The 24,969-nt window shown below is 34.4% G+C and carries 12 protein-coding genes; all 12 read left to right on the top strand.

Features of this window, described 5'->3' with window-relative positions:
- Positions 1-51 precede the first annotated feature (51 nt).
- A complete protein-coding gene (locus ACFO3N_RS04995; protein WP_379795730.1) occupies positions 52-3,063 on the top strand; it encodes a SusC/RagA family TonB-linked outer membrane protein in 3,012 nt (1,003 codons plus the stop codon).
- 19 nt (positions 3,064-3,082) lie between these two features.
- Positions 3,083-4,696, top strand: coding sequence for a RagB/SusD family nutrient uptake outer membrane protein (locus tag ACFO3N_RS05000; protein WP_379795732.1), 1,614 nt, complete (start codon positions 3,083-3,085; stop codon positions 4,694-4,696).
- Between the two features lie 321 nt (positions 4,697-5,017).
- Positions 5,018-7,318 carry a GH92 family glycosyl hydrolase gene (locus ACFO3N_RS05005; protein WP_379795734.1) on the top strand — a complete coding sequence of 767 codons (2,301 nt, stop codon included), beginning with the start codon at positions 5,018-5,020 and terminating at the stop codon, positions 7,316-7,318.
- A gap of 33 nt (positions 7,319-7,351) precedes the next feature.
- On the top strand, positions 7,352-9,616 hold the full coding sequence (locus ACFO3N_RS05010) for a GH92 family glycosyl hydrolase (RefSeq protein WP_379795736.1): 2,265 nt from the start codon (positions 7,352-7,354) through the stop codon (positions 9,614-9,616).
- Positions 9,617-9,629: 13 nt separating this feature from the next.
- Positions 9,630-10,196: a hypothetical protein gene (locus tag ACFO3N_RS05015; RefSeq protein ID WP_379795738.1), complete on the top strand. Its 567-nt coding sequence runs from the start codon at positions 9,630-9,632 to the stop codon at positions 10,194-10,196.
- 321 nt (positions 10,197-10,517) lie between these two features.
- Positions 10,518-11,369, top strand: coding sequence for a DUF4861 family protein (locus tag ACFO3N_RS05020; protein ID WP_379795740.1), 852 nt, complete (start codon positions 10,518-10,520; stop codon positions 11,367-11,369).
- Positions 11,370-11,384: 15 nt separating this feature from the next.
- Positions 11,385-13,214, top strand: coding sequence for a metallophosphoesterase family protein (locus tag ACFO3N_RS05025; protein WP_379795742.1), 1,830 nt, complete (start codon positions 11,385-11,387; stop codon positions 13,212-13,214).
- 52 nt (positions 13,215-13,266) lie between these two features.
- Positions 13,267-17,301, top strand: coding sequence for a hybrid sensor histidine kinase/response regulator transcription factor (locus ACFO3N_RS05030; protein WP_379795744.1), 4,035 nt, complete (start codon positions 13,267-13,269; stop codon positions 17,299-17,301).
- 460 nt (positions 17,302-17,761) lie between these two features.
- Positions 17,762-18,649, top strand: a complete 888-nt coding sequence (locus tag ACFO3N_RS05035) for an inositol oxygenase family protein (RefSeq protein WP_379795746.1) — start codon at positions 17,762-17,764, stop codon at positions 18,647-18,649.
- Between the two features lie 177 nt (positions 18,650-18,826).
- Positions 18,827-21,967 (top strand): beta-galactosidase, LacZ type, encoded by a 3,141-nt coding sequence (gene lacZ, locus ACFO3N_RS05040; RefSeq protein ID WP_379795748.1) that lies wholly within the window; start codon positions 18,827-18,829, stop codon positions 21,965-21,967.
- Between the two features lie 143 nt (positions 21,968-22,110).
- Entirely contained in the window at positions 22,111-23,253 is a 1,143-nt protein-coding gene (locus tag ACFO3N_RS05045; RefSeq protein ID WP_379795750.1) for an acyltransferase family protein, read from the top strand.
- 56 nt (positions 23,254-23,309) lie between these two features.
- The gene (locus tag ACFO3N_RS05050) at positions 23,310-24,950 is read left to right on the top strand and encodes a sodium/sugar symporter (RefSeq protein WP_379795752.1); all 1,641 of its coding nucleotides are present in this window, start codon (positions 23,310-23,312) and stop codon (positions 24,948-24,950) included.
- Positions 24,951-24,969 lie beyond the last annotated feature (19 nt).

Raw genomic sequence — 24,969 nt, forward strand, 5'->3', positions numbered from 1 at the left:
CATTAGCACTAATTTCGTCAACACTATTTAACCAATTAACCAAATATCACAATGGAAAAACTTAAACTTTTATTATTAGCCTTCTTCTTTGGCTTCTCAATTAATACCTGGGCACAAAAAACAGAAGTGTCTGGTGTGGTATTAGATGACAAAGGTCTTCCTCTACCAGCTGCGAATGTACTTGAGAAAGGTACAACTAATACTGTAACAACAGATTTTGACGGAAAATTTAAATTTACGGCTTCAAACAAAAATGCAATATTGGTATTTTCTTTTATCGGATTTGAAGATCAGACTGTAAAATTAGATGGGACAAAAACAAATTATTCGATAAAATTACAGTCTACCACAACCAATTTAGAACAAGTAGTTGTAGTAGGTTATGGTAAAGGATCTCGTAAAAACTTAACAACTGCTGTTTCTTCTGTTAAAGCTGAAGATTTGAACAGAGGAGCAATTAGCGATGTGGGACAGCTTTTACAGGGTAAAGTTTCTGGTTTGAATATTTCTTCAAGCGGTGACCCTACAAAGACAGCTTCTGTAGTTTTGCGTGGAGCTTCAACATTAAATAGTTCGCAAGGGCCATTTTATGTAATCGACGGTATTCCTGGTGTAGATATCTCTGTGATTGCACCAGATGACATTGCAACTATTGATGTCTTGAAAGATGCTGCGGCAACGGCAATTTATGGTAACCGTGCTGCAAATGGGGTTATCATGGTGACAACAAAAAAAGGAAGTAAAGGCAGAACGCAAATAGCATACAATGGATATTTTGGTTTAGAAGAAGTTTCAAATAATCTGGATATGATGAATGCAGATCAGTTAAGAGATTTTACAACTAGAAATAATTTGAACTTTACGCCAGAGAATGATAAAGGAGCTAACACGAACTGGCAAAAAGAAATTTTAAGACAAGGACGTGCAGCATCAAGTAGCCATAACTTATCTATGAGTGGTGGTGGAGAACATGGAAATTATACAGCAAGTATTACTTCGATTAATAAAGAAGGAGTAATGTTAAAAAGTAATTTCTCTCGTATCATTGCTCGTTTGTCTGTTGAACAATTTGCTTTTGATGACAAAGTTAAATTTGGTTTAAACGTAACTAACTCTACTACAAAATACCAAAATGTACCACAACGTAACACGGTACTTTTGCAAGCAGCAAGTTACCTTCCGATTTCTCCAGTAAGAAATGCTGACGGAACTTTTTTTGAAAATTTTGTGAGTACGGGATATTTTAACCCAGTAGCTTTAATTGAGCATGGTACTGATGAGACTAAAACGGATAACTTGGTAGGAAATCTTACTACAGAGGTAAAACTTCCGTTTGGAATCACTTATAATTTGAATTTAGCGCATCAAAGATTAACGGCGTCTCATGGAGAGTTTTATGATAGTTATTATTCACAATACAATAGTGCCAACTTTTACAACAATCCAGATCCGCCTTTGACAAAAACATTGGTTAACTTTGGGGTAAATGGTTCAGCATTAAGAAATGCTTACGAAACTAGAAACAACATTATTGAAAGTTTCTTTACTTGGGATAAAACATTTGGAGAGCATAAAATAAAAGCAGTTTTAGGTTATTCATGGCAGGAAAATACTTTAGGAGACGGTTTTCAAGCTACAACGACAAACTTTCCTGTAGACAATGTTGGATACAACAATTTAGCTTTAAGCAATTATACTTCGGTTAATGGTTATGTTGTAAATTTTGGCGATAGTAAAGCGTATCAAAAAACTCGTTTGATCTCTTACTTTGGTCGTTTAAACTATAATTATAAAGACAAATATCTTTTACAAGGATCGCTTAGAAGAGATGGAGGATCTATGTTTGGAGAGAATAACCAATGGGGGTATTTTCCATCTGTAGGGGGAGCATGGAGATTGGATAAAGAAGGTTTTATGAAAAATCAAAGTTTCTTTAGCGATTTAAAATTAAGAGGAAGCTGGGGTATCACAGGAAACTCTTCTGGATTTAATGCTTACACGGCTCAATTTATATCTGGAAGTTTAGGAACTTTCTATTACAACGGACAACAGATTGGAGCTTATGGGCCTAACCAGGCTGCAAATCCTGATTTGAAATGGGAAAAAACAGCTACAGGAAATATCGGTCTTGATTTCACAATCTTAAAAGGAAAACTATCTGGATCTGTTGATGTTTACAATAAGAAAACAACAGATATGATCTTCAACTATAATGTTAATCCAGTATTGGTGCCAGTAGGAACTATTGTAGCCAACGGAGGAACAATGTCTAACAAAGGTATCGAGTTGAGTTTAAGTTCTACTCCAGTAAAAACAGCAAATTTCACATGGAATACAAACCTGAATTTGGCTCATAATAAAAATGAGATTGTTAAATTAACTAGTCCATTTTTTGTTGGTGGAGATTCTATTCGTAGAGTACAGCCAGATGGAGGCGGACAAACGGGAAGTACTTTACAAATTTTTAAAGAAGGAAAACCTCTTGGTCAATTCTTTACTCTGAAATATGCAGGAAAAAATGCTAATGGAGTTTCGCAGTATTATGATAAAAATGGAGACTTGACTACTGCACCGCAAATTGGAGTAGATTATCATTATGCAGGAGATGCACAGCCAAAATTATTAATGGGATGGGCGAATACTTTCCAATACAAAAAATTTGATTTGAATATTTTCTTCAGAGGTGTTTTTGGAAATAAAATTTTTAATGCAACTCGTGCCGATTTATTTAGACCAAGCACAGCAATGACTACTAATATATTGGTTGATGCAGGAAATGAATCGCCAAATGACTTAAACGCTTATAAATATTCAGATCGTTTTATAGAAGACGGTAGTTACATAAGATTAGACAACATGACTCTAGGGTATAATTTTGGTAAAGTAGGAAGATACATAAGCAGTGTTCGTCTTTACCATACGATCAACAATGTATTTGTGATTACCAAATACACAGGAATTGATCCAGAGGTAGAACAAGGAGGAACAGCTCCAGGTGTAGATTCAAATAACTTCTATCCAAAAACAAGAACATATTTGTTCGGTTTAAATGTGATCTTCTAAAAACTTAATGCTAAAAATTATGAAAAAGATATTAAAATATTTAGGGCTTCCAGTACTTTTAGCTGGTATGGTATGGTCTTGTGATGATCTAGAGGTGCCTATTACAACACAATTGACACCTGAAGTATTTCCTCAAAACTCAACACAATATATTCAGGCTACAGGCCCAGTTTACGTAGCTTTCAGAGGTGAATTCTCATTTGCTTGGTGGTGGTCACAGTCTTTATCAACAGATGAAGCTATTTTGCCTGCAAGAGGAGGAAACTGGTTTGATAATAGAAACTACATTGCAATGCATTACCACGATTGGAATGCTGACAACGGAATCATAGGAAGTCTTTGGGATTGGTCGTCTAAGGTAATTGGAACAAGCAATCAGACGATATCAATTTTAAGACAGACAATGCCAGAAGGGGCGGAGAAAAAAACGTTGATTTCAGAGATTAAAACAATGCGCGCGATTTCTTATTTCATGTTAATGGACAGTTATGGAGATGTGCCTTTGGATACTTTATATGGAGATTTTACTTCTAAGGCTAAAACACCGAGAAAAGAAGTTTTCAATTTTATCGAAAAAGAATTAAAAAGCGCTATTCCTAATTTAAATCCAGCTTCTGGAGTTACTACTTATGGAAGACCAAACAGACAAACTGCAAATGCAATGTTGGCTAAATTATATCTGAATGCTGAGGTATATACAGCAACAGCACGTTATACAGATTGTATTGCGGCTTGTGATGAAGTTATTAATTCTGGATTGTATTCTGTTGAACCAAGAGCGACTTATCTTCAAATGTTTTATCCAAATAACGGACCGCAGATGAAAGAATTCATTTTTGCAGTTCCTTATGATCCAGCAGCTGTTACAGTTGGGTACAACGGACAAATGTATCACGCACGTTATGATGTTCCACGTTCTGAAAGAGCTAAGTTCGGTCTTCCTTTTACGCCAAGTGCGCCTAGAAGCACGCTGCCAGAATTCTATGCTTATTTTAATGATGCTAATGATATTCGTAACAAACAATGGTTAACAGGTCTTCAATATATGAATGACGGTGTTACTCCCGTTATGGTGACGACAACTAAAAAAGGATACGACCAGTTTTATACAGGATCTGACGGTGGAGCAGCTTATACTTATCAAGTAAATTTGACACCAAATATTATACCTCGTCAAAGTGAACCTTTATTTGATCTTGGAAATGACGAAATTGCATGGAACATGGGATATAGAAATATTAAATTCTATCCAGACGCGACTTCAACAAATCGTAACCAAAAGAACGACGTTCCTTTCTTGCGTTATTCAGATATACTTTTAATGAAAGCGGAGTCAATTCTTCGTGGAGGAGCTGTAACCTTAGGACAAAGTGCAGATGCATTAGTAAACATGGTTCGTTCTAACCGTACAACATCTGCAATTTTAAGCGGAGTAACTTTAGAAGAACTTTACAAAGAAAGAAGCCGTGAATTTACTTGGGAAGCATGGCATAGAAATGATATGATTCGTTTTGGAAAATATGAAGGATCTTGGGGCTACAAAACAAATACTGATACTTATCGTCGTGTTTTCCCAATTCCAACCAATGCAATGGTTTTAAATCCAGCTCTGATACAGAATGATGGATATTAAACATAAAGTTAGTTAAGTGCTCATGGTAGCAAGTTTTAGTTTGAAAAGGGGAAGAACCTAAAAAATCTTCTCCTTTTTAATAAAAAAGAAAACAGATTGGTTAGTTGCTCAATCATTAGTTTTAGTTTTCATTTTTTGAATGCATACAAAGCTTAATCGAATGCGGTTATTAAAAATCAATGAAAGATTAAGCTTTGTGCCATTCTTTTAATTTCAGGATATTTAACCCGAAAATTCTTGGTTAAATCCTGCAAGGTCTTCAATTTAATTACCACAAAAAAATCGTTGCCTAATCTTGTCCCCATCAATACAAAAAGCATAATGGAACTGAATAAAATATATAAAATAGGACATATTGCCATAAGTTTAACCCTTATTTTTTTAGTGTCGTGCAATGCGCAACAAACCATTTCTTTACAAAAGAAAAAATTATCAGATATGGTTTACCCGTTGTTGGACACCGAAAATTCAAGATGGTTTTACTTTTCATCAGCAAGCCGTCCGTTTGGTATGGTTAATTTAAATCCCGACACAGAGATTAAAGGCGATTGGGGAGGCGGTTATAAATATACTACAGATACAGTTAAAGGTTTCAGCCATGTTCATGAATGGCAATTATCGGGAGTGTCTATAATGCCAGTAACAATTTCGGAAGCTAATAAAAGTACTGTTTTCAAAGATTTTTATTCCAAATTCAGCCATCAAACCGAAATCATTACAACAGGATATCATTCGTTATTATTAGACAGATATCAGATAAAAGTAGAATTGAGCAGTACGCCTAGAGTCGGATTTCATCAATATACTTTTCCTAAAAAAGCACAAAAAGCAATACTTTTTAATCTGAACACTATTTTAGGGCCTTGTGACAATTTCGATGGGAAATTAGAAAAAAACAATGATTATGAACTTTCAGGATCATTAGTTTTAAGCACCAATTTTAGACGCCCAAAACCATTGACGGTTTTCTTTAAAGTCAAAACAAATCAGCCTATTGCTTCTGTCGAAAAAGATAATGTAACGGGTAATTATTTGGTTGTTTTTAATGGAAAAAGTAATCAAATACTAATGAAAGTTGGTATTTCATACACTTCAATTGAAAATGCTAATAACAATATTGAAACCGAATTAACCCATTGGGATTTTAATAAAACGGTTGAAGATTCCAGAAACGAATGGAGTAATTTGTTGGGAAGAATAAAAATAGAAGGCGGAACAGAAACCGAACAAAGAAGATTTTACACTGATCTATGGCATGCTCTGCAAGGGAGAAAAATGATCAGTGATGCAAATGGATCCTACCCTGACAATACAGGGGAAAAATTCAGGGTAGGGCACTTGCCCTTAAACGCAAATGGAAAACCTAAGTTCAATCACTATAATTCTGATGCTTTTTGGGGTGCACAATGGACAATCAATAATCTTTGGGGATTGGTATATCCTGAAATTATGGAAGAATTTGTGTATTCGTTAATGCAGTATTACAAAGATGGCGGTTCTATTCCGCGCGGACCTTCGGGAGGAAATGATACCTATGTAATGACAGGAGCATCGGCAACACCTTTTATTGTAAGCGCCATCCAAAAAGGAATTGTAAAAGAAGATTTGGAAGACATTTATGTTGCGCTTAAAAAAGGGCATATGACAGACGGAATTATGTCAAAAGCCGGTTATGAGCACAAAACCAATATTGGAGGAGGTTTAAAATATTACTTAGAAAAAGGATATGTTCCGTATCCGCTTCCAGAAGGCAATTTTGGAAGCCATGAAGACGGAGCTAGTCAGACTTTAGAATATGCTTATCAAGATTGGACTTTGGCGCAATTGGCGAAAAAATTAAACCATGAAGAAGATTATAATTATTTCATGAAAAGGTCAAAAAACTATCAAAATGTTTTTGATCAAACCATTGGATGGATGCGCCCAAAAAATGTAGATGGAAAATGGAGGGAAAATTATGATCCCTATCAATATGAAAACGGATTTATTGAGTCAAACGGAGCACAGTCAACATGGTTTGTACCGCATGATATTGAAGGTTTAGCGAATTTAATGGGAGGAAAAGAAAAAGCCGTTACAAAATTAAATGAGCAATTTGAAACCGCTAAAAAGCAAAATTATACTTCTGGTACATCGCACGATGCCGAATTGCATCCAGAGTTTAGCCGAATTCCGATAAATTTTGGAAATCAGCCTTCCATGCAGACTTCAAACATTTTTACCGTTTTAGGAAAACCAGATTTAACCCAGTATTGGACGAGAAATGTAGTTAAAGAAACCTTCAGCGGATTGTCTCCATCAACTGGTTATAACGGTGATGAAGATCAAGGATTAATGGGAAGTTTGAATGTTTTGCTAAAATTAGGTATATTTCAAATGAATGGAGGAACAGATAAAGATGCTGTTTATCAAATAGGAAGCCCAATATTCAATAAAATCTCAATTGATTTAAATCCAAAATATTATTCAGGAAAGACATTCGTGATTAAAGCCAATAATAATAGTCCTGAAAATGTATATATAAAGGGCATTAAATTCAATAATAAAGCAGTTAAGAATTTCACACTTTCACATCAGGAAATTACGAATGGTGGAGAGTTGATTTTAGAAATGTCAAAGTAAAGTTTTTTTAGTCCGTAAAGAAATAAATAAGTAATGAAAATATATAGTAAAAATATACTTTTAGGAATATCATTTTTGTTTACAATAGCCGTAAATGCTCAAACTGTATACCAATATGTTGACCCAATGATTGGTTCAGAAGGAGTTGGTAGAGTTTTTATCGGTCCATCATGTCCGTACGGAATGGTGAAACCAAGTCCAGACTGTACTTCGAGTCCCAATAGCGGCTGGCTTCCAATGCCAAAAGAAGTAACAGGATTTAGTCAAGTTCACGTAAGCGGAACAGGTGGAGGGCCAAAATATGGAAATATCCAAATTATGCCATTTTCAGGAGCTTTGGATAAAATGGATCAAACTTCATTCAGAACCGAGGAAAATGTAAAACTGGGATATTATGAAACGGTCTTTAAAGAAAATAATATTAAAACAGAGATTACGACAGGAGAGAAAGTATCTTTTTACCGTTTTACTTACCCTAAAAACAAATCAAGAGAATTAAAAATCGATCCAGGATTTTTTCTTGGAGAAGAAAAGATTCCAGAGGCAAGAGAAGCGCAGCAGTTTGTAGGTTCTCAGATTGAAATTGTCTCAGAAACAGAAGTCAGAGGCTACAGCAGAATTCGCGGAGGCTGGAACAATGGACGCGCTTATACAGTTTATTTCTGGGCAGTTTTTGACCAGCCAATAGCAAAATATGTCACTTTTAAAGACGGAAAATTTTATAATGAAAAAGCCCAGTTTGATTCAGGAAAAAAGACTGCAGCTCTGCTCTCTTTCGGAAATGGAAAAGAAGAACTGAAAGTCAAAATAGGAATTTCATTTTTAAGTGAATTAAAAGCAAAAAACAATATAGAAGTTGAAATTCCGCATTGGAATTTTGATGAGGTGCTAAAGACTTTAGAAAACAAATGGGAAAACTTGCTAAGCAGAATCCAGCTTTCTAAAGATACATCAGAAGACTATAAGAAAATGTTCTATACAGGTTTGTATCACACGATGATTATGCCTGTGAACCGAACTGGGGAAAATCCATTGTGGACAAATGACGAGCCGTATTATGATGATTTTTATACCATCTGGGATACTTTTAGAACGTCAAGTCCTCTAATCACTTTAATTGATTCTAAACGAAAAGTGGAAATAATTAATGCCATGCTAAATATTTACAAGCGTGAAGGTTATCTTCCTGAGGGTAGAAGTGGAAACGATAACGGAAGAACACAAGGAGGATCAAATGCTGAAGTTGTAATTGCAGATGCTTTTGTGAAAAATTTAAAAGGAATAGATTACGAATTGGCTTTGCAAGCTATGTTGAAAGATGCTGAAGTGCCACCAGGAGGAAATGAAGAAAGAGAAGGCAGAGGCGGACTTATAGATTACCTAAAATTAGGATACGTTCCGTACGGCACCGACCGCGCAGGAAATCGAACTATTGATTATGCCTATAACGATTATAATATTGCAATCGTGGCAAGAGGACTTGGCAAAACAGATCTTTATGAAAGATACATAAAACAAGCCGATAGCTGGCAAAATTTGTGGAGAGGAGACTACGAAAATAATGGCGCAAAAGGATTTATCATGCCGAAAGATAGAGAAGGAAAGTGGCTAGATGATGTTGTTTTCGGAGAGTCAAAAATCCAAAAGCCAACTTTCAAATATACACCTGTGATCATTGAGTCTCCTTGGTATGTATGTCATTGGTGCGTTTTCTTTTACGAAGGAAATTCATGGGAATATTCATTAAGCATTCCGCATGATGTGCCAGAATTGGTAAAAAAATCTGGAGGAGAAAAAGCCTTTGAGAGCAGATTGAATACTTTCTTTGATTCAGAACTGTATAATGTTGCCAACGAACCTTCATTTTTGACTCCGTGTTTATATCACTGGATTGGCAAGCCTTATTTAAGCAGCGATAGAATCAGAGCAATTATAAAAAGAAGTTTCAATACTTCGCGAGAAGGTTTACCAGGAAATGATGATTCTGGTGCAATGTCTTCTTGGCTTGCTTTTCATATGATGGGATTATATCCAAATGCTGGACAGCCTTATTATCTGATCAATACACCTTTCATAAAAGAAACAGTTATAAAATTAGAAAACGGTAAAAATTTTAAAATCACTACTAAAAAAATGAGTGATAAAAACAGATATATAAAATCAGCACTTTTGAATGGAAAACCGTATGATAAAGCGTGGATAACACATGATGATATCAATAATGGAGGAGAATTGATTTTAGAAATGGATTCTAAACCTTCAGCTTGGGGAACTGTGATTTTACCGCCAAAAAAATAAAAGGATAAGCAAAATGAAAAATATGATTTTAATGTTTCTTTTCTGCATTGTTTATCAGAATGGAACAGCACAGAATTACGTACCAACAATTAAGAATAATACAGAACTTAATTATGTCTGCAAGCTTCACGGCCAGACTAGGACTTTGACTTTGACAGCTCAAACCGTTGGTGATGGACTAACTTTTAAACTGGAGACTAGAGGTGTAAAAAGTAGTATTGTAATGCTTCCCGAAGCGGTAAAGAATGGGACAGAATTGAGTTTCAACCAAGGAGAGTACGCTCCAGTCTTAAACTTAAAACCAAGTGAAACTTTTTTTATGATTTCTAGATCGGCTTATCAAGATTTATTAAAGAAAGGTTCGTTTGTTTATAATAATACGACTTACATTTTAGATAAAAGCGAAGATAAAAATAGTGTTTCAATTGACGGAAAAACGGTAGAAACGTTACATGTGATTGCTCAGATTGATGAAACGGAAATGTGGATTATCAAAAATCCCGAGTTCCCTCTAATTTGTAAAATCATCAAGAATCCGTTAGGGATAAATCCGGCCTTAGTAAAAGTAACAGATAGATAATATGGATTTAATCATAAACGCATAGAAACATAGGTTTGTCTAAAAGAGAGTTTTTCAGAAAAACCAGTTTTTACATATAACTATGTGCATTATTGCAAGTGAAAACGCCATTTAAAAGTATTTAAATCTATGTTTCTATGAGTTAAAAATAATTATAAGCAAAGTTTTCGCAGATAAAGAAAAGGAAGATATCAATTTAAAAAAAATCACATTTTCAGTATAAAATGATAATTTCAGAACATTAGGCAAAATTCTTGGTAAATTGTTGAAAGTTGTTTTTAAATTTACAGGAATTACACTTAAACTTTATTTTTATCAATTATGAAATTATCTATCTTAACCTCTTTACTTTTTTGCTGCATTTGTTTCGGACAAAATAATACAGATACCAGTTTGTATATGAAGTCTGATAAAATTACTTATTTAACAGATATTGGCTCAGAATCAGGAGATTTATATAAAACAATCGGTCATCACGGTCCAGCAGTTGAAAACGAATGGATGGCATTGCGAATTTATTTCAGCGACAAAGTAGCAATCGATGTTTATTCTAAAGCGAAACCAGGTTTAGAATTAAGAAAAGCAAATTGGTACCCAACACCGCAACAGCAAAAAGAAGGATGGGGAGCTGATTATTACAAAGTAGCATCAACTGTAGGATTAGGCGGTGTTAAGCTTTGGGACGGAGATAAATTAGTTCCTTTAAATCCAGTGACAAATCGTTTAGCGCGCGTGGGCAAAACAGATACAACTTCTTGGATGGAAATGATTTCGAGAGGTGTTCCATATAAAGGAAAAAAAGTTGACATTTTAGTTCGTGTTACGGTGTTTTCTGGAAAAAGAGAAGCTAAAGTAGAAGCGGTTTCTTTAACTGGAGAAAAAGTGCAATTTGCTACAGGAGTGAATTACTTTAAAGATTGCCAAACGAAAAAAGGAAATAATTATATCGCAGTTTGGGGAAAACATCCAGAAGACGTAGCTGCTGAGATTGTTGAAGTTGGTGCTGCAATTATGTACAATCCAAAAGATTATGAAAAAACTACAGACGACGGAACACAATATTTATTGATTTCAAAACCTGCAAAAACTTTAGAGACTTCAATTATATCTTCGAGTGCGAGAGAAACAGAATTAAACACTTTAGATAAATTGGAAGCATATATTAAAAAATAAACGCATACAAAATACATGTTTAGAATATCGGCTATATTAGTAATATTACTTTCTTTAAATTCCTGCAAATCACAGCAGACTTTTAAAAAAGAAGTTCAAATTGCTTTTATAGCCGATGCTCATTTACAGGATATTTATGCCAAATTTGAAGACAGCGACTATAAAGGCATTCAAAATCCGGTAACGGGCGAATATGCTAATATCAGAACTATGAATGCGCAATTGCATTCTACACGAATTTTCAACGAAAACTATTTTGCTTTTTTAGAAGCCTTAAATGACATTGTAAAAAGAGGCATTAAACAAGTAGTGCTTCCAGGCGATTTTAGCGATGACGGACAGCCTGTCCACGTTCGCAGATTGAGAAAAATTCTTAATGAATATTCCCAGAAATATGGCATTTCGTTTTTTGTGACCACAGGAAATCATGATGTAGTAAAACCGTTTGCTCAAGATGCTGTCAAAACCGATTTTCTAGGAAAAGATGGAAAGGAACAGATTATCAGCAGTTCTCCAAATAATTTTAGCAAAAGCAAAAGTGAGCTCGAGCCCATTATAACAGCCGATATTAAAAATTGGGGTTACAAAGAAACAATTCAAGAAATGCGCGATTTTGGTTTCTTTCCAAAAAAGATCGATTTATATTGGGAAACACCATTTTCTGATTATAGCTATGAACAATATAATTTCGAAAAAGCTCAAAACGAATCTGTTTTAGAAAAAAGAACGTACCTCATTAAAAACACCAATTTGTCTTTGCCGGATGCCAGTTATTTGGTCGAGCCAGTAAATGGAATTTGGCTTTTGGCTATTGATGCCAATGCATATGTTCCGAATGAGAAATTATCGGGTCAGTCCAATAATCCAAATGATTTTTCAGGAGCTAATATAGGTTACAATAATGTTCTAATTTACAAAAGCCATTTAATTAATTGGGTAAAAAAAGTTGCCTCAGAAGCCAAACAAAGAGGAAAAATTCTGATTGCTTTCAGTCATTATCCACTGGTTGAATTTAATAATAATGCTTCATCAGAACTAGAACAGCTTTTTGGTGCTAATAAAATGCAGTTGTCAAGGGTTCCAAGTGAAGAAGTGGCGCAACAATTTGCAGATGCTGGAATTCAGGTTCATTTTGGCGGACACATGCACATTAACGATACAGGCATTAGAACGACAGCAAAAGGGAATACACTTTTCAATATTCAGACACCATCGCTTGCGGCTTATATGCCAGCTTATAAAATTTTGACGATTCATTCGGATTCAGATCTCGAGGTCGAAACGATTGTCATCGGAAAAGTGGCTAAATTCAATAGTTTATTTCCTTTTTACGAACAAGAATATGCTCATTTAAAAGAAATTAATAGCAAAAACATTTGGGATAAAGATATTTTAAAAGCAAAGGATTATGCAGCATTTACAAAATGGCATTTAAAAGAATTAGTTCGATTGCGATTCTTACCTGAAGATTTTCCGGCTGATTTCTTAAAGTCGATAGAAAAACTTTCAGGAAAAGATTTGCTAGAAATAGGCAAAGACACCAAAGAAATTACCAAGGATTTAAAGGAAAATTCCCTTGTGTTTTCTGAATTTGAATCTTGGACAGGATTTGATATGATTTTCGATTTTTACAGATTAAAGAACGCTGATGAACTTGCTATTCCAGAAATTGGAAAGAAAAGATTAAAGGAATACGAGTTAGTATGCAGGCAGTTAAAAAAATCAAATGATGCAAAACTGATTTTATGGGCAGAAATATTTCTTAAAACCATGTTTGGTCAACCTTCAGATCATTTTAAAATTGACTTAAAAAATAGTAAAATTGATAATTTGTCTGTTAAATAATTCCGATATTTATTAATTCAAAAAGATTAAATTGCATTTATAATTTATTTTCATGAGACAAAAATTCTTTTTAGTATTCTTATTATCTGCCATTTTTTATCATTCTTATTCACAGAGTATAAAATTCGCGCATTATAATGACAATAATGGATTGTCTCACAACTCAGTACGCCATATTGTACAAGATAAAAAAGGTTTCATGTGGTTTGGAACATTCTCAGGACTAAACCGTTTCGATGGTTATCAGTTTAAAAACTACATGAGTTCAACTCCTGGAAAAAATAAATTATACAATGATGATATCACAGCTTTAGAACTTGACGAAGCTTCTAATCATTTGTGGATTGGTACGCGAAAAGGATTGACGCTTTTCAAAATGGATACCCATGTTTTTACCACTTTTTTTCATAAAAAAGATGATCCAAACAGTTTGCCAGATGATGAAGTAAGATCGGTTTATGTAGATAAATTCAAAAGAGTTTGGGTTGGTACGAAGACAAAAGGAATGTATCTGTTCTTTTTGAATGAAAATCGATTTGAGAGAATTAAATTAAAAGGGTTTGATTACGTTAAAGAAATTTTCGAAGATAAAAAAGGAAATGTCTGGATTGGAAGTTATGAAAATTCATCTGTTGCCAAAATTACAATGGATGCCAAAGGTGCCATTGTCAGAATTACCAATTATACGCTTTCTGTTCCTTATTCCAATATAAAAAATCCGTACATCAACTTTATTTATGAAGATGCAAAACAGGATATTTTTGTTGGAACTCGTGAAGGATTATACAAATTAGATAAGACTACAAATCAGTTTGTTAATTTATATATCGAAAACAAACAGGTTAGAGGTGCATTAGGACCTTATTTTTTATCTGTTGCTCGTGCTCCAGATGGTAAATATTGGGTAGGAACTTTAGGCGGATTGTTGGTTTGCGACCAGTTAGAAGACATTCAGAATGGAAATTACAAATGGTATTATTCTATTTTGTCTGATGATACTTCGCTTGTCGATAATTTAATTTCAGCTCTTTATTTTGATAAATCTGGCGTTTTATGGATTGGAACTGAAGACGGTTTGGACAAATATGATCCGTACGAAAATCAGTTTACATTAAACAAAGATATTTCACGTTCTATTGGCAATCAAGCGCCAAGAATTAGAGGATTTGCAAAAACGTACGATCAGAAAATTATTGTCGCAACCTACCACAACGGACTTTTTATCTCGAATACAAAAAGCTCAACTCCTTTGCACAATACAGGAAAAGATATTGCCAGCATTTATTCAGATGATGGAAAGATTTTTTACTGTGGTCTTTGGGATGGAAATGTTTTGGTTTACAATTATGCTACAAATTCTTCCAGAGAAATTAAAGTTGGTTTTGAAAAGTCGCCTGTTTTTGCTTTTAGCAAAATTGGTAACGACTTAATGATCGTAGGTTCATTTGGCGAAGGTGCCGTAGTTTTAAATACTAAAACACTTCAAGTGCAGGCTTCTAACGAACTTTTGCCAGGTTTTCAGATTAATGCTATCGAGAGAGATGCCAAAAATAATGTTTGGTTTGCTACTGAAACTGGTGTTGTAAAATATAATATTAGTTCAGGAAAAATAGAAACCTATTCGTCGCTTTTCATAAAAGAAAAAGGAGTTCCGCACGACGAAAATGTAAGTGATGTTTTGGTAGACGTTAAAGGTAAAATTTGGGCTTCAACGCGTTTTGGATTGTGTTTGTACAATGTGAAAAAGAATGAATTTGAACCTGTAAAAAATCTAAAAGAGCTTTCTGGTAAATGGATTACCGATATTTTATCTGATGCAAGTGGAAATCTCTGGCTGAATATCAACAACAATAATATTGCTTTTGTCAAATCGAATTTAAAAGATATTAGCATTTATCATGTAAATAGTGGAAACCGATTGGATGTTTTTAGCGCTAGCGGCTTCTTTTATTTTAATAATTCTAATATTTTTCTAGGGGGAAAAAACGGAATTATTTCTTTTTCTCCACCCGCAATGAAAAGAAATAATTGGTCGCCATTACCAGTGATTTCAGAGTTTAAAATTCAGAACGAAGAAGTTTTTCCAGAAATGGAAATAAATGGAGAAATTCCCCTTTCAAAAGATCTCAATTACGGAAAAGAAATTGAATTAAGCCATAAAAATCGCAACTTTTCTCTTCAGTTTTCAGCTCCTTCATTCGCAAACGAAAAATTAAATAAGTTTCAATACATGTTGGAAGGGTTTGATAAACATTGGATTACAGCCAATAGCACTTCAAGAATTGTGCAGTATACGAATCTTTATCCGGGCAATTATACTTTTAAAATCAGATCAAGCAACAGCGATGGATATTGGAGCAAAATAGTTTCTTATAAAATAAAAATCCTGCCTCCATTCTGGCTAACGCCGACTTCTTTTTTAATGTTTTTTGCCATTTTGTTTGGTGTTTTCTATTTTGTTAGGAAAGAAATCAAAAATCGAATTCGCTTAAAGCAAGAACTGCTTACCGAAAAAGTAAACAGAGAGCATGATATCAAGCTGAATAATGAAAAACTGCGTTTCTTTACCAATATTTCTCATGAATTAAGAACGCCTTTGACCCTGATTTTAGGTCCTGCGAAACAATTGCTGGAAGAAAATAGCCATGCAACAGATTACGAAAAAAGCAGATACAATCTGATTTATCAGAACGCAAGCCGATTATTGAATTTGGTAAATCAAGTATTAGATTTTAGAAAAGCACAATCGGGCGAATTGAAATTGAAAGTTACGGAGACCAATATTTTGACGTACTCAAAAAATATTTTTGATTCGTTTAAAGAAATGGCTTATAACAAAAAGATTAAACTCAATTTTATCTCTGAAGATGATGAAATAAACGGTTGGATTGATAATGATAAGTACGATAAAATCTTGTACAATCTCTTATCTAATGCTTTAAAATTTACCAACAAAAACGGAAATGTCGATTTGTATATTAGATTAAAAGACACCGTTGAAGATATTTTGGTTATTGAAGTAACTGATGATGGAATTGGTATTCCGTTAAAAAGTCAGGAGAAGATTTTCAAGCGTTTTTATCAGGCTTCAAACAGTAAGGCCAATAATACAGGATCGGGTATTGGTTTATCTTTGGTAAAATCTTTGGTGGCGATTCACAAAGGAAATATTGCTGTAGAAAGCACTCAAGGAAAAGGAAGTACATTTAAAGTTGAACTTCCTATTGATCGTGCTTCTTACGTGCACAAGGAAGTGTTTGAATATGCTATTAAAAACGATAATCTAAGTATGCTTATTCCTGAAAAAGCGGCTAAGAAAATTATTCAAAACACCGATTTAAAAGAGAAAATTCTTGTAATTGAGGATAATAGCGAACTTAGAAAATATCTGGTTGATTATTTGTCGGATTATTATAAAGTGTACGATGCAGAAAACGGTGAGGAAGGTCTAAAAATCTGCCGACAAATTAAACCGATTGTATGTGTTACTGATGTCATGATGCCAATTATGGACGGTTTGGAATTTTGTCGACAGCTTAAAAATGACGAGTTCATTAGCCACATTCCAGTGGTTATGCTTACGGCACTTTCAGAAAATATGGATAAAGTAAAAGGCTACGATACAGGAGCTGATGCTTATTTAGTAAAACCTTTTGAGCCATTGTTGCTTAAAACGGTAATTGAAAACATGATCAAATCAAGATTGGAACTTAAGCAAAAATTCTCTGGAGAAGTTGAAAGTAAAGTAAGTATGCTGACGCATTCTCCTATTGACGAAGAATTTATGGAAAAAGTAACCAATTTGATCAACGATAATTTAAGCGAAGTCGATCTTTCTACCGAATTTCTTTGCGATAAGCTTGGAGTGAGCTCTTCTAAACTCTACAGAAAGATTAAGGAATTAACAGATTTAGCTCCAAACGAATTTATTAGAACGATTCGTCTTAAAAAGTCTGCGGAATTGCTTAAAAGTAAAAAATACAATGTTTCTGAAGTAACCAATTTAGTTGGCTTTAATGATCCATTGTATTTTAGCAGGTGCTTCAAAAAACAATTTGGTTTCCCACCTAGCAAACTGATTAATTAGTTTTTTTGCCACGCATTACACTATTTTTCACGAATTTATAGGAGATTAATCTTTGTCAAAGTTTTAAACTTTGACAAAGATTTTTTTAGATTATCAAAAACATAACCCGTGGTTTCAACCATGGGGACACAATGCATATCGACAATCTAATTTTCCTTACAACGTTTCCCGTGGTTGAAACCACGGGCTATATTTGAAATACAAATCTTCAATCTTGTCATCCTGACGAAGGAAGGACCACACTCGAAAATCGACCAACATTGGCAATTTCCTATATAGAAATTCTAATATAATTTCGACTTCCATAAAATGACAAAAAACAAATATTCAGGTTTTTAGATTTGTTTTAATGTAAAAATCCTACAATAACAAGAATTATCCATGTTTTTGATGTATTAATCCATTTTGAACGGAATATGTAATTCTATTTTTGTCTTGTAACTTTTAACTATTTATCATTATGAAAAAACATATAGATACAGACAATCCGTTGAACAATTTAGATGACTGGGAAGATGATTTGCTGATTCGATATCCTGATCCTTCTGAAGAAAATGAAAGTGTAAAAGAAAAGCAAAAGGAAGAATTTAGGAATTATGTCGATTCAGAAAGAGTAGAAACAGTTAAGGAATTTTACAGAATAAATCATACTTATCAAACCTATGATTTTGTATGCAGTAAAGAACAAGATTTTTTGCAGTTTAATAGAAAAGAAATGTCAATCTGGGAAGCTGTTGATTTTTTGAATACGCTTGTAGACGACAGCGACCCAGATATTGACTTAGATCAAACACAGCATCTTTTACAGACTTCAGAAGCTATTCGCGCAGACGGTCATCCAGATTGGTTTGTATTGACAGGTTTTATCCATGATTTAGGTAAAGTTTTATGTTTGTTTGGAGAGCCGCAGTGGGCAGTTGTAGGAGATACATTTCCTGTTGGCTGTGCATATTCAGATAAAATCGTGTATTCAGAATTTTTTAAAGAAAATCCGGATTTTACAGACGAGCGATTTAATACCAAATTTGGAGTTTATACAGAAAACTGCGGACTGGATAATGTAAAAATGAGCTGGGGACATGACGAATATTTGTACCAGATAATGAAAGATTACCTTCCGGATCCGGCTTTATATATGATTCGTTATCATTCATTTTATTCACAACATAAAGAAAATGCCTACTCGCATTTAATGAACGAAAAAGACATTGAAATGTTTGACTGGGTTAGAAAATTCAATCCATACGATTTGTATACAAAAGCTCCGGTTAAACCAGATGTGCAGGCACTACTTCCTTATTATAAAGAATTAGTTGCTAAATATTTGCCAGAGAAATTGAAGTTTTAAAAGTTTATTTTAAACACATAGAAACATAGTTTTTTCTTTTGAGTGTGAAAGATTTATAGAAGAAACTAGTTTCCACGCATAGCTATTTTTTGAAATAATTGAAGCGCTTTTTGATAAAAGAAAAACTATGTTTCTAAGTGTTAGAATAATAATTGCCAGCTATCTAAAACCAAAATAATGCAGAATATCAAAACCAAAATACTTTTATTAAGCCTGCTTGTACTTTCCAATACATTGGTTTTTGCTCAGGAAAAAGTCCGCAACGATTGGGAAAATCCAGAGGTTTTTCAAATTAACAGAGAACCGGCCCGCGCTGCTTTTCTTCCTTTTGCAGATGAAAATTCTGTTATATTGGATAAATATGAAAATTCACCTTGGTATTTTTCTCTAAACGGGAAATGGAAATTTTCTTGGTCGCCAACACCAGACGAGCGCCCAAAAGATTTTTACAAAACGGATTTCAGTACGCTGCATTGGAAAGAACTTCAAGTGCCTTCCAATTGGGAACTTAACGGATACGGCGTGCCAATTTACACCAACATTACATATCCATTCGAAAAAAATCCGCCATTTATCAATCATTGGGATAACCCGGTTGGATCTTATAAAAGAGATTTTATGCTGCCAGAAAATTGGAAAAACCGCCATGTTTTTCTTCATTTCGAAGCAGGAACTTCAGCCATGTATATTTGGGTAAATGGAGAAAAAGTAGGTTATACGGAAAACACTAAAAGTCCAGCAGAATTTGATATTTCGAAATATCTAAAACCTGGAAAAAATGATATAGCGATTGAAGTTTACCGATGGAGTGATGGTTCTTATTTAGAAGATCAGGACATGTGGAGACTTTCTGGAATTGACAGAAATGTGTATTTGTACAGCACAGATAATGTTCGTATTGCCGACTTTTTTGCCAAACCAGATTTAGATGCGAAGTACAAAAATGGAAGTTTGAATGTGGATGTGAGTTTAAAAAATCTGACTTTAACTTCGGTTAACAATCAAAAATTAGTTGCTAAACTGGTTGACGCTTCTGGGAAAAATGTATTTGTAAAAGAGTTGAATGTCAATTTAGAAGCTACAAAAACTAAGACTTTAAATTTTACTCAAAATGTATCAAGCCCCAAATTATGGAGCAGTGAGGTGCCTAATTTATACACGTTGATTCTGACTTTGAAAAATGCAAAAGGAGAAATTGTAGAGACCGTTGGAACACAAATCGGATTTAGAAAAGTAGAATTAAAAGGCAGTCAATTATTGGTAAACGGAGTTCGATTAATGGTTCATGGCGTCAATATTCACGAACACAATCCAGAAACGGGACATTATCAGGACGAAGCTACGATGATGAAAGATATTAAAATGATGAAACAGCTGAATATTAATTCAGTTCGTTGCAGTCATTATCCGAACAATATTTTATGGGTTAAATTATGTAACAAATATGGTTTGTTTTTGGTGGATGAAGCCAATATCGAAAGTCATGGAATGGGAGTAGAAGGACAGCCTTTAAAATGGATGAATCCCAAAACGAATCCGGGTTATCTTCCAGAATGGAGAGAAGCGCATTTGGATAGAATTTATAGCCTTGTTGAAAGAGATAAAAATATGCCGTCTGTAATTATCTGGTCATTAGGTAATGAAAGTGCCAACGGACCTGTTTTTCACGAAGCTTACAAATGGATTAAAAAAAGAGATAATTCCCGTTTGGTTCAGTTTGAACAGGCAAAAGAAAATGAAAATACAGATATTGTTTGTCCAATGTATCCAACGATTGAATACATGAAAGAATATGCGGCAAGAAAAGAAGTGAGTCGTCCGTATATCATGTGTGAGTATTCGCATGCAATGGGAAACAGCAGCGGAAATTTTCAAGAATACTGGGATATCATTCGCGGCAGCAAAAATATGCAAGGCGGTTTTATCTGGGATTGGGTAGATCAAGGGTATAAAAGAAAAGATGAAGCGGGCAGGGAATACTGGGCTTATGGCGGCGATATGGGAAGTCAGAATTATTTAAATGATGAAAATTTTTGTCACAATGGTTTAGTTTATGCCGATAGAACACCGCATCCAGGCGCTTTTGAAGTAAAGAAAGTGTATCAGAATATCTTGTTTAAAGCGGTTGACATTAAAAACGGTGTAATTGAAATTAATAATGATTTCGGATTTACAAACCTTAATAAATACAACTTTAGATATGAAGTTTTAGAAAATGGAAAAGTAATTAAAGACGGAACTTTTAATGTTGCATTAGATCCGAAAACAAAAAAACAGTTTAAACTTGATTTACCAAAATTAAAGTCAAAAGAAGGTGCAGAATATTTGTTGAATGTTTTTGCTTACACGAAAATAGGTTCAGAATTATTGCCTCAGAACTTTGAAATTGCTAAAGAACAATTTGTAATCGAAGACGGGAAATATTTCGAAAAATCAGAAAAAGCAAATACAGCAAAAATTCAAGATGAAAAAGATCAGTTTGTTTTGACTTCGGATAATGTTACGGTTAAAATTAGTAAAACGTCTGGATTGATTTCATACTACAGCTTAAAAGGCGAGGAATATTTTAAACAGTATCCTGAACCAAATTTCTGGAGAGCCCCAACCGATAATGATATTGGAAATAAAATGCAGATTAGAACAAATGTTTGGAGAACGGCTGGAAAAAATACGTCGCTGGAAAGCATTCAGCAAAGCGAAGAAAACGGCAAGAAATATATCATAGCCAAATTAAAATTGAATGATGTTGCTTCTGATTATACCATCAAATACGCATTAGGAAATGATGACGCTTTAGAGATTCAGGCTTTTTATAAAAAGGGAAATAATCCGCTGCCAGAGTTACCGCGTTTCGGAATGATTTTCACTTTAAAGAACACATTAGAAAATCTGGATTATTATGGAAGAGGACCGTTGGAAAATTATCCTGACAGAAAAACGTCATCATTAAAAGGAATTTATACCAGTAAAGTTGCAGACCAATATGTGCCATATACACGCCCGCAAGAAAATGGATATAAGACAGATGTACGCTGGTTTAAATTATCAGCGAATAAAGGAAACGGCATTGAAATAAAAGGTCTGCAGCCTTTAGGTATGAGTACTTTAAATAATTATCCGAGTGATTTTGATGGTGGAATTTCTAAAAAGAATATTCATTCCAGCGACATCACACCAAGAGAAGAAGTAGTAGTTTGTGTAGACTTAACCCAACGCGGATTAGGAGGAGACAACAGTTGGGGCGCACCGCCACACGAACAATATGTTCTAACACAAAGCGAATACAGCTACGGATTTATCATTAAACCACTTTTTTAAAAGTGATCAGTGGTCAGGATTTTAGTATTCAGTTTTAGCCGCAGTTTGTTGATAAAGACAAACTAAACTGAACATTAAAGTCCTGAACACTGACCACTAGATATAAACTGACCACTAAACACTGACCACTGAATACTATAAAAATGAGTAACCCTACAAGCGGAAGATTAATTTCCTTAGATGCACTGCGCGGATTTGTGATGTTTTGGATCATGAGTGGCGAACATATTGTTCATGCTCTGGCTAAAGCGGCTCCAATTCCTATTTTTGTCTGGATGTCATCGCAACTGCATCATGCGGAATGGAATGGTATTACCTTCTATGATATGATTTTTCCTGTTTTTCTGTTTGTTGCCGGAGTTTCAATGCCATATTCTTTCGAAAAGAAAATGCAATTGGCAGGTGTGAAATCTCCAAAAGATTTACCGTCAAGCGAAAAGCGAAAAATATATTTATCAATGCTTAGAAGAACTTGTATTTTACTAGTTCTCGGATTTGTAGTAAATGGATTGTTACGATTTGATGGTTTTGATCAAACGCGTTTTGCGAGTGTTTTAGGAAGAATAGGATTAGCTTGGTTTTTTGCTGGAATCATCTTTCTGAATTTTGATTTAAAAAAGCAATTAATCTGGTTTTTCGGTATTCTGATAGGTTATTACGCAGCGATGAAATGGATTCCGGTGCCAGATTTTGGAGCGGGAGTTTTAACCAAAGAAGGTTCATTAGAAGGATATATTGATCGTCTTTTATTGCCAGGAAGATTGCACAGTACAGTTTACGATCCAGAAGGAATATTCTCGACACTTCCTGCTATTGCAACCGCTTTGTTGGGCGTTTTTACTGGCACATTTTTAAAAGCAAAATGTCCATTTTCAATCAATGTAAAATTGCTTTTGATGACTTTAGCAGCTGTAGTTTTAATTGTAACTGGTTTGATTTGGGATATCAGTTTTCCAATCAACAAGCATTTATGGACCAGTTCATTTGTATGTTTTGTTGGCGGATTTAGTATTTTATTCTTTGTCTTTTTTTATGTGATAATCGATTTATTTGGTTTTCAAAAATGGGTATTTCCGTTGATTTTAATTGGTTCAAATTCTATTTTAATTTATATCGCTGCAGAAGGTTTAGTCGATTTTAAACATACCGCAGATTATATTTTCGGCGGACTTATAAATTTTACACCGATCATTTGGCAGCCCTTTTTTGCTGCATTATCTGTCACCGTCGTACAGCTTATTTTACTGTACTTTTTATATAAAAGAAAATGGTTTCTGAAAATTTGATGCCTATTGGATTTTAAAATGCATTTTACTTACTAACCACGCCTAACCACACTATTATGAATGTATTACAAACCGCAGATTACATTGTTTTCTTTATCTACTTTGTCATAGTAACCACCTATGGAATGTATATTTACAGAAGCAAGAAAACTGCATCAACGAGTTCTAACGAATATTTTCTAGCCGAAGGATCGCTTACTTGGTGGGCAATTGGAGCTTCTTTAATTGCTTCTAATATCTCAGCAGAGCACTTTATAGGAATGAGCGGTTCGGGTTTCGCTATTGGACTGGCAATTGCTTCTTACGAATGGATGTCTGCCGCGACTTTAATTATTGTGGCAATGTTTATTCTGCCAATTTATTTGAAGAATAAGATATTTACCATGCCTCAATTTTTGGCTAAAAGATATAGCGGTACAGTAAGTGCAATTATGGCAATTATCTGGCTTTTAATCTATGTGTTTGTTAATCTTACTTCAATTATTTATTTAGGTGCTTTAGCCATTTCTTCTATTGCTCCTGTTAGCTTTCAGTTTTGCGTAATTGGTTTGAGTTTGTTCTCTGTAATCGTGACTTTAGGCGGAATGAAAGTAATTGGATACACGGATATGTTTCAGGTTATTGTTTTAATTTTAGGAGGTTTGGTAACAACTTATTTAGCTTTGACATTACTGTCAGATCAGTTTGGTTTTGGGAAAGATATTCTAAAAGGACTGGCCGTTATTGCTAAAGAAGCGCCAGATCATTTGCACATGATCTTAGACAAATCCAGTCCGCATTATAATGAATTGCCAGGAATATCCGTTTTAGTGGGCGGAATGCTGATTAATAATTTAGCTTATTGGGGATGCAATCAATATATCGTTCAAAGAGCTTTGGGAGCAGATCTAAAAACAGCTCGAAAAGGAATTTTATTTGCCGCTTTTCTAAAATTATTAGTTCCGATTATTGCCGTTTTACCTGGTATTGCCATGTTTGTAATGCATGAAAATGGAATGTTTCAACAGGAAATGGTTGATGCAGCGGGAGTTTTAAAACCAGATCATGCTTATCCTACTTTAATGAATTTGCTTCCTGCGGGATTAAAAGGTGTTGCGCTAGCGGCTCTTACGGCGGCAATTGTAGCTTCTTTAGCAGGAAAAGCAAATAGTATTTCGACCATTTTTTCTTTAGATATTTATAAAAAATACTTCAATTCTCAGGCATCAGAAAAAAAGCTGGTTCGTACAGGAAGATGGTGCGTTGTGGTTTGTATGATTATTGCAGCTTTTGTAGCTCCAGCATTAAAATCATTAGATCAGGCGTATCAATTTATACAAGAATACGTTGGATTCTTTTCTCCGGGAGTTCTCGCGATTTTCTTGTTGGGAATGTTCTGGAAAAAAACAACTCCAACAGCCGGATTGGCTGGTGCATTGCTGACAGTGCCAATTGCAGCAGTTTTGAAATTCTTGCCAATGTGGACAGAAGGTGCTTTTCCTGATTATCCTTTCTTAGACCGAATGACTATCGTTTTCTTCATCATCGTATTTATAATGGTTGGAATTAGTTTAGCGAAACCAGTTTTTGAAGAAGAAGAAGCAGAAAAACATCAGATAGAAGTTGACAAATCCATGTTTAAAGTTTCTTCAGAATTTATAGTCGGTTCTTTTATCATTAGCGGAATATTAGTGGCTTTGTACACTGTTTTCTGGTAAGATTTTGTAATTGCCACAA

Source organism: Flavobacterium chungangensis, assembly GCF_042654045.1.
GTDB lineage: Bacteria > Bacteroidota > Bacteroidia > Flavobacteriales > Flavobacteriaceae > Flavobacterium > Flavobacterium chungangensis.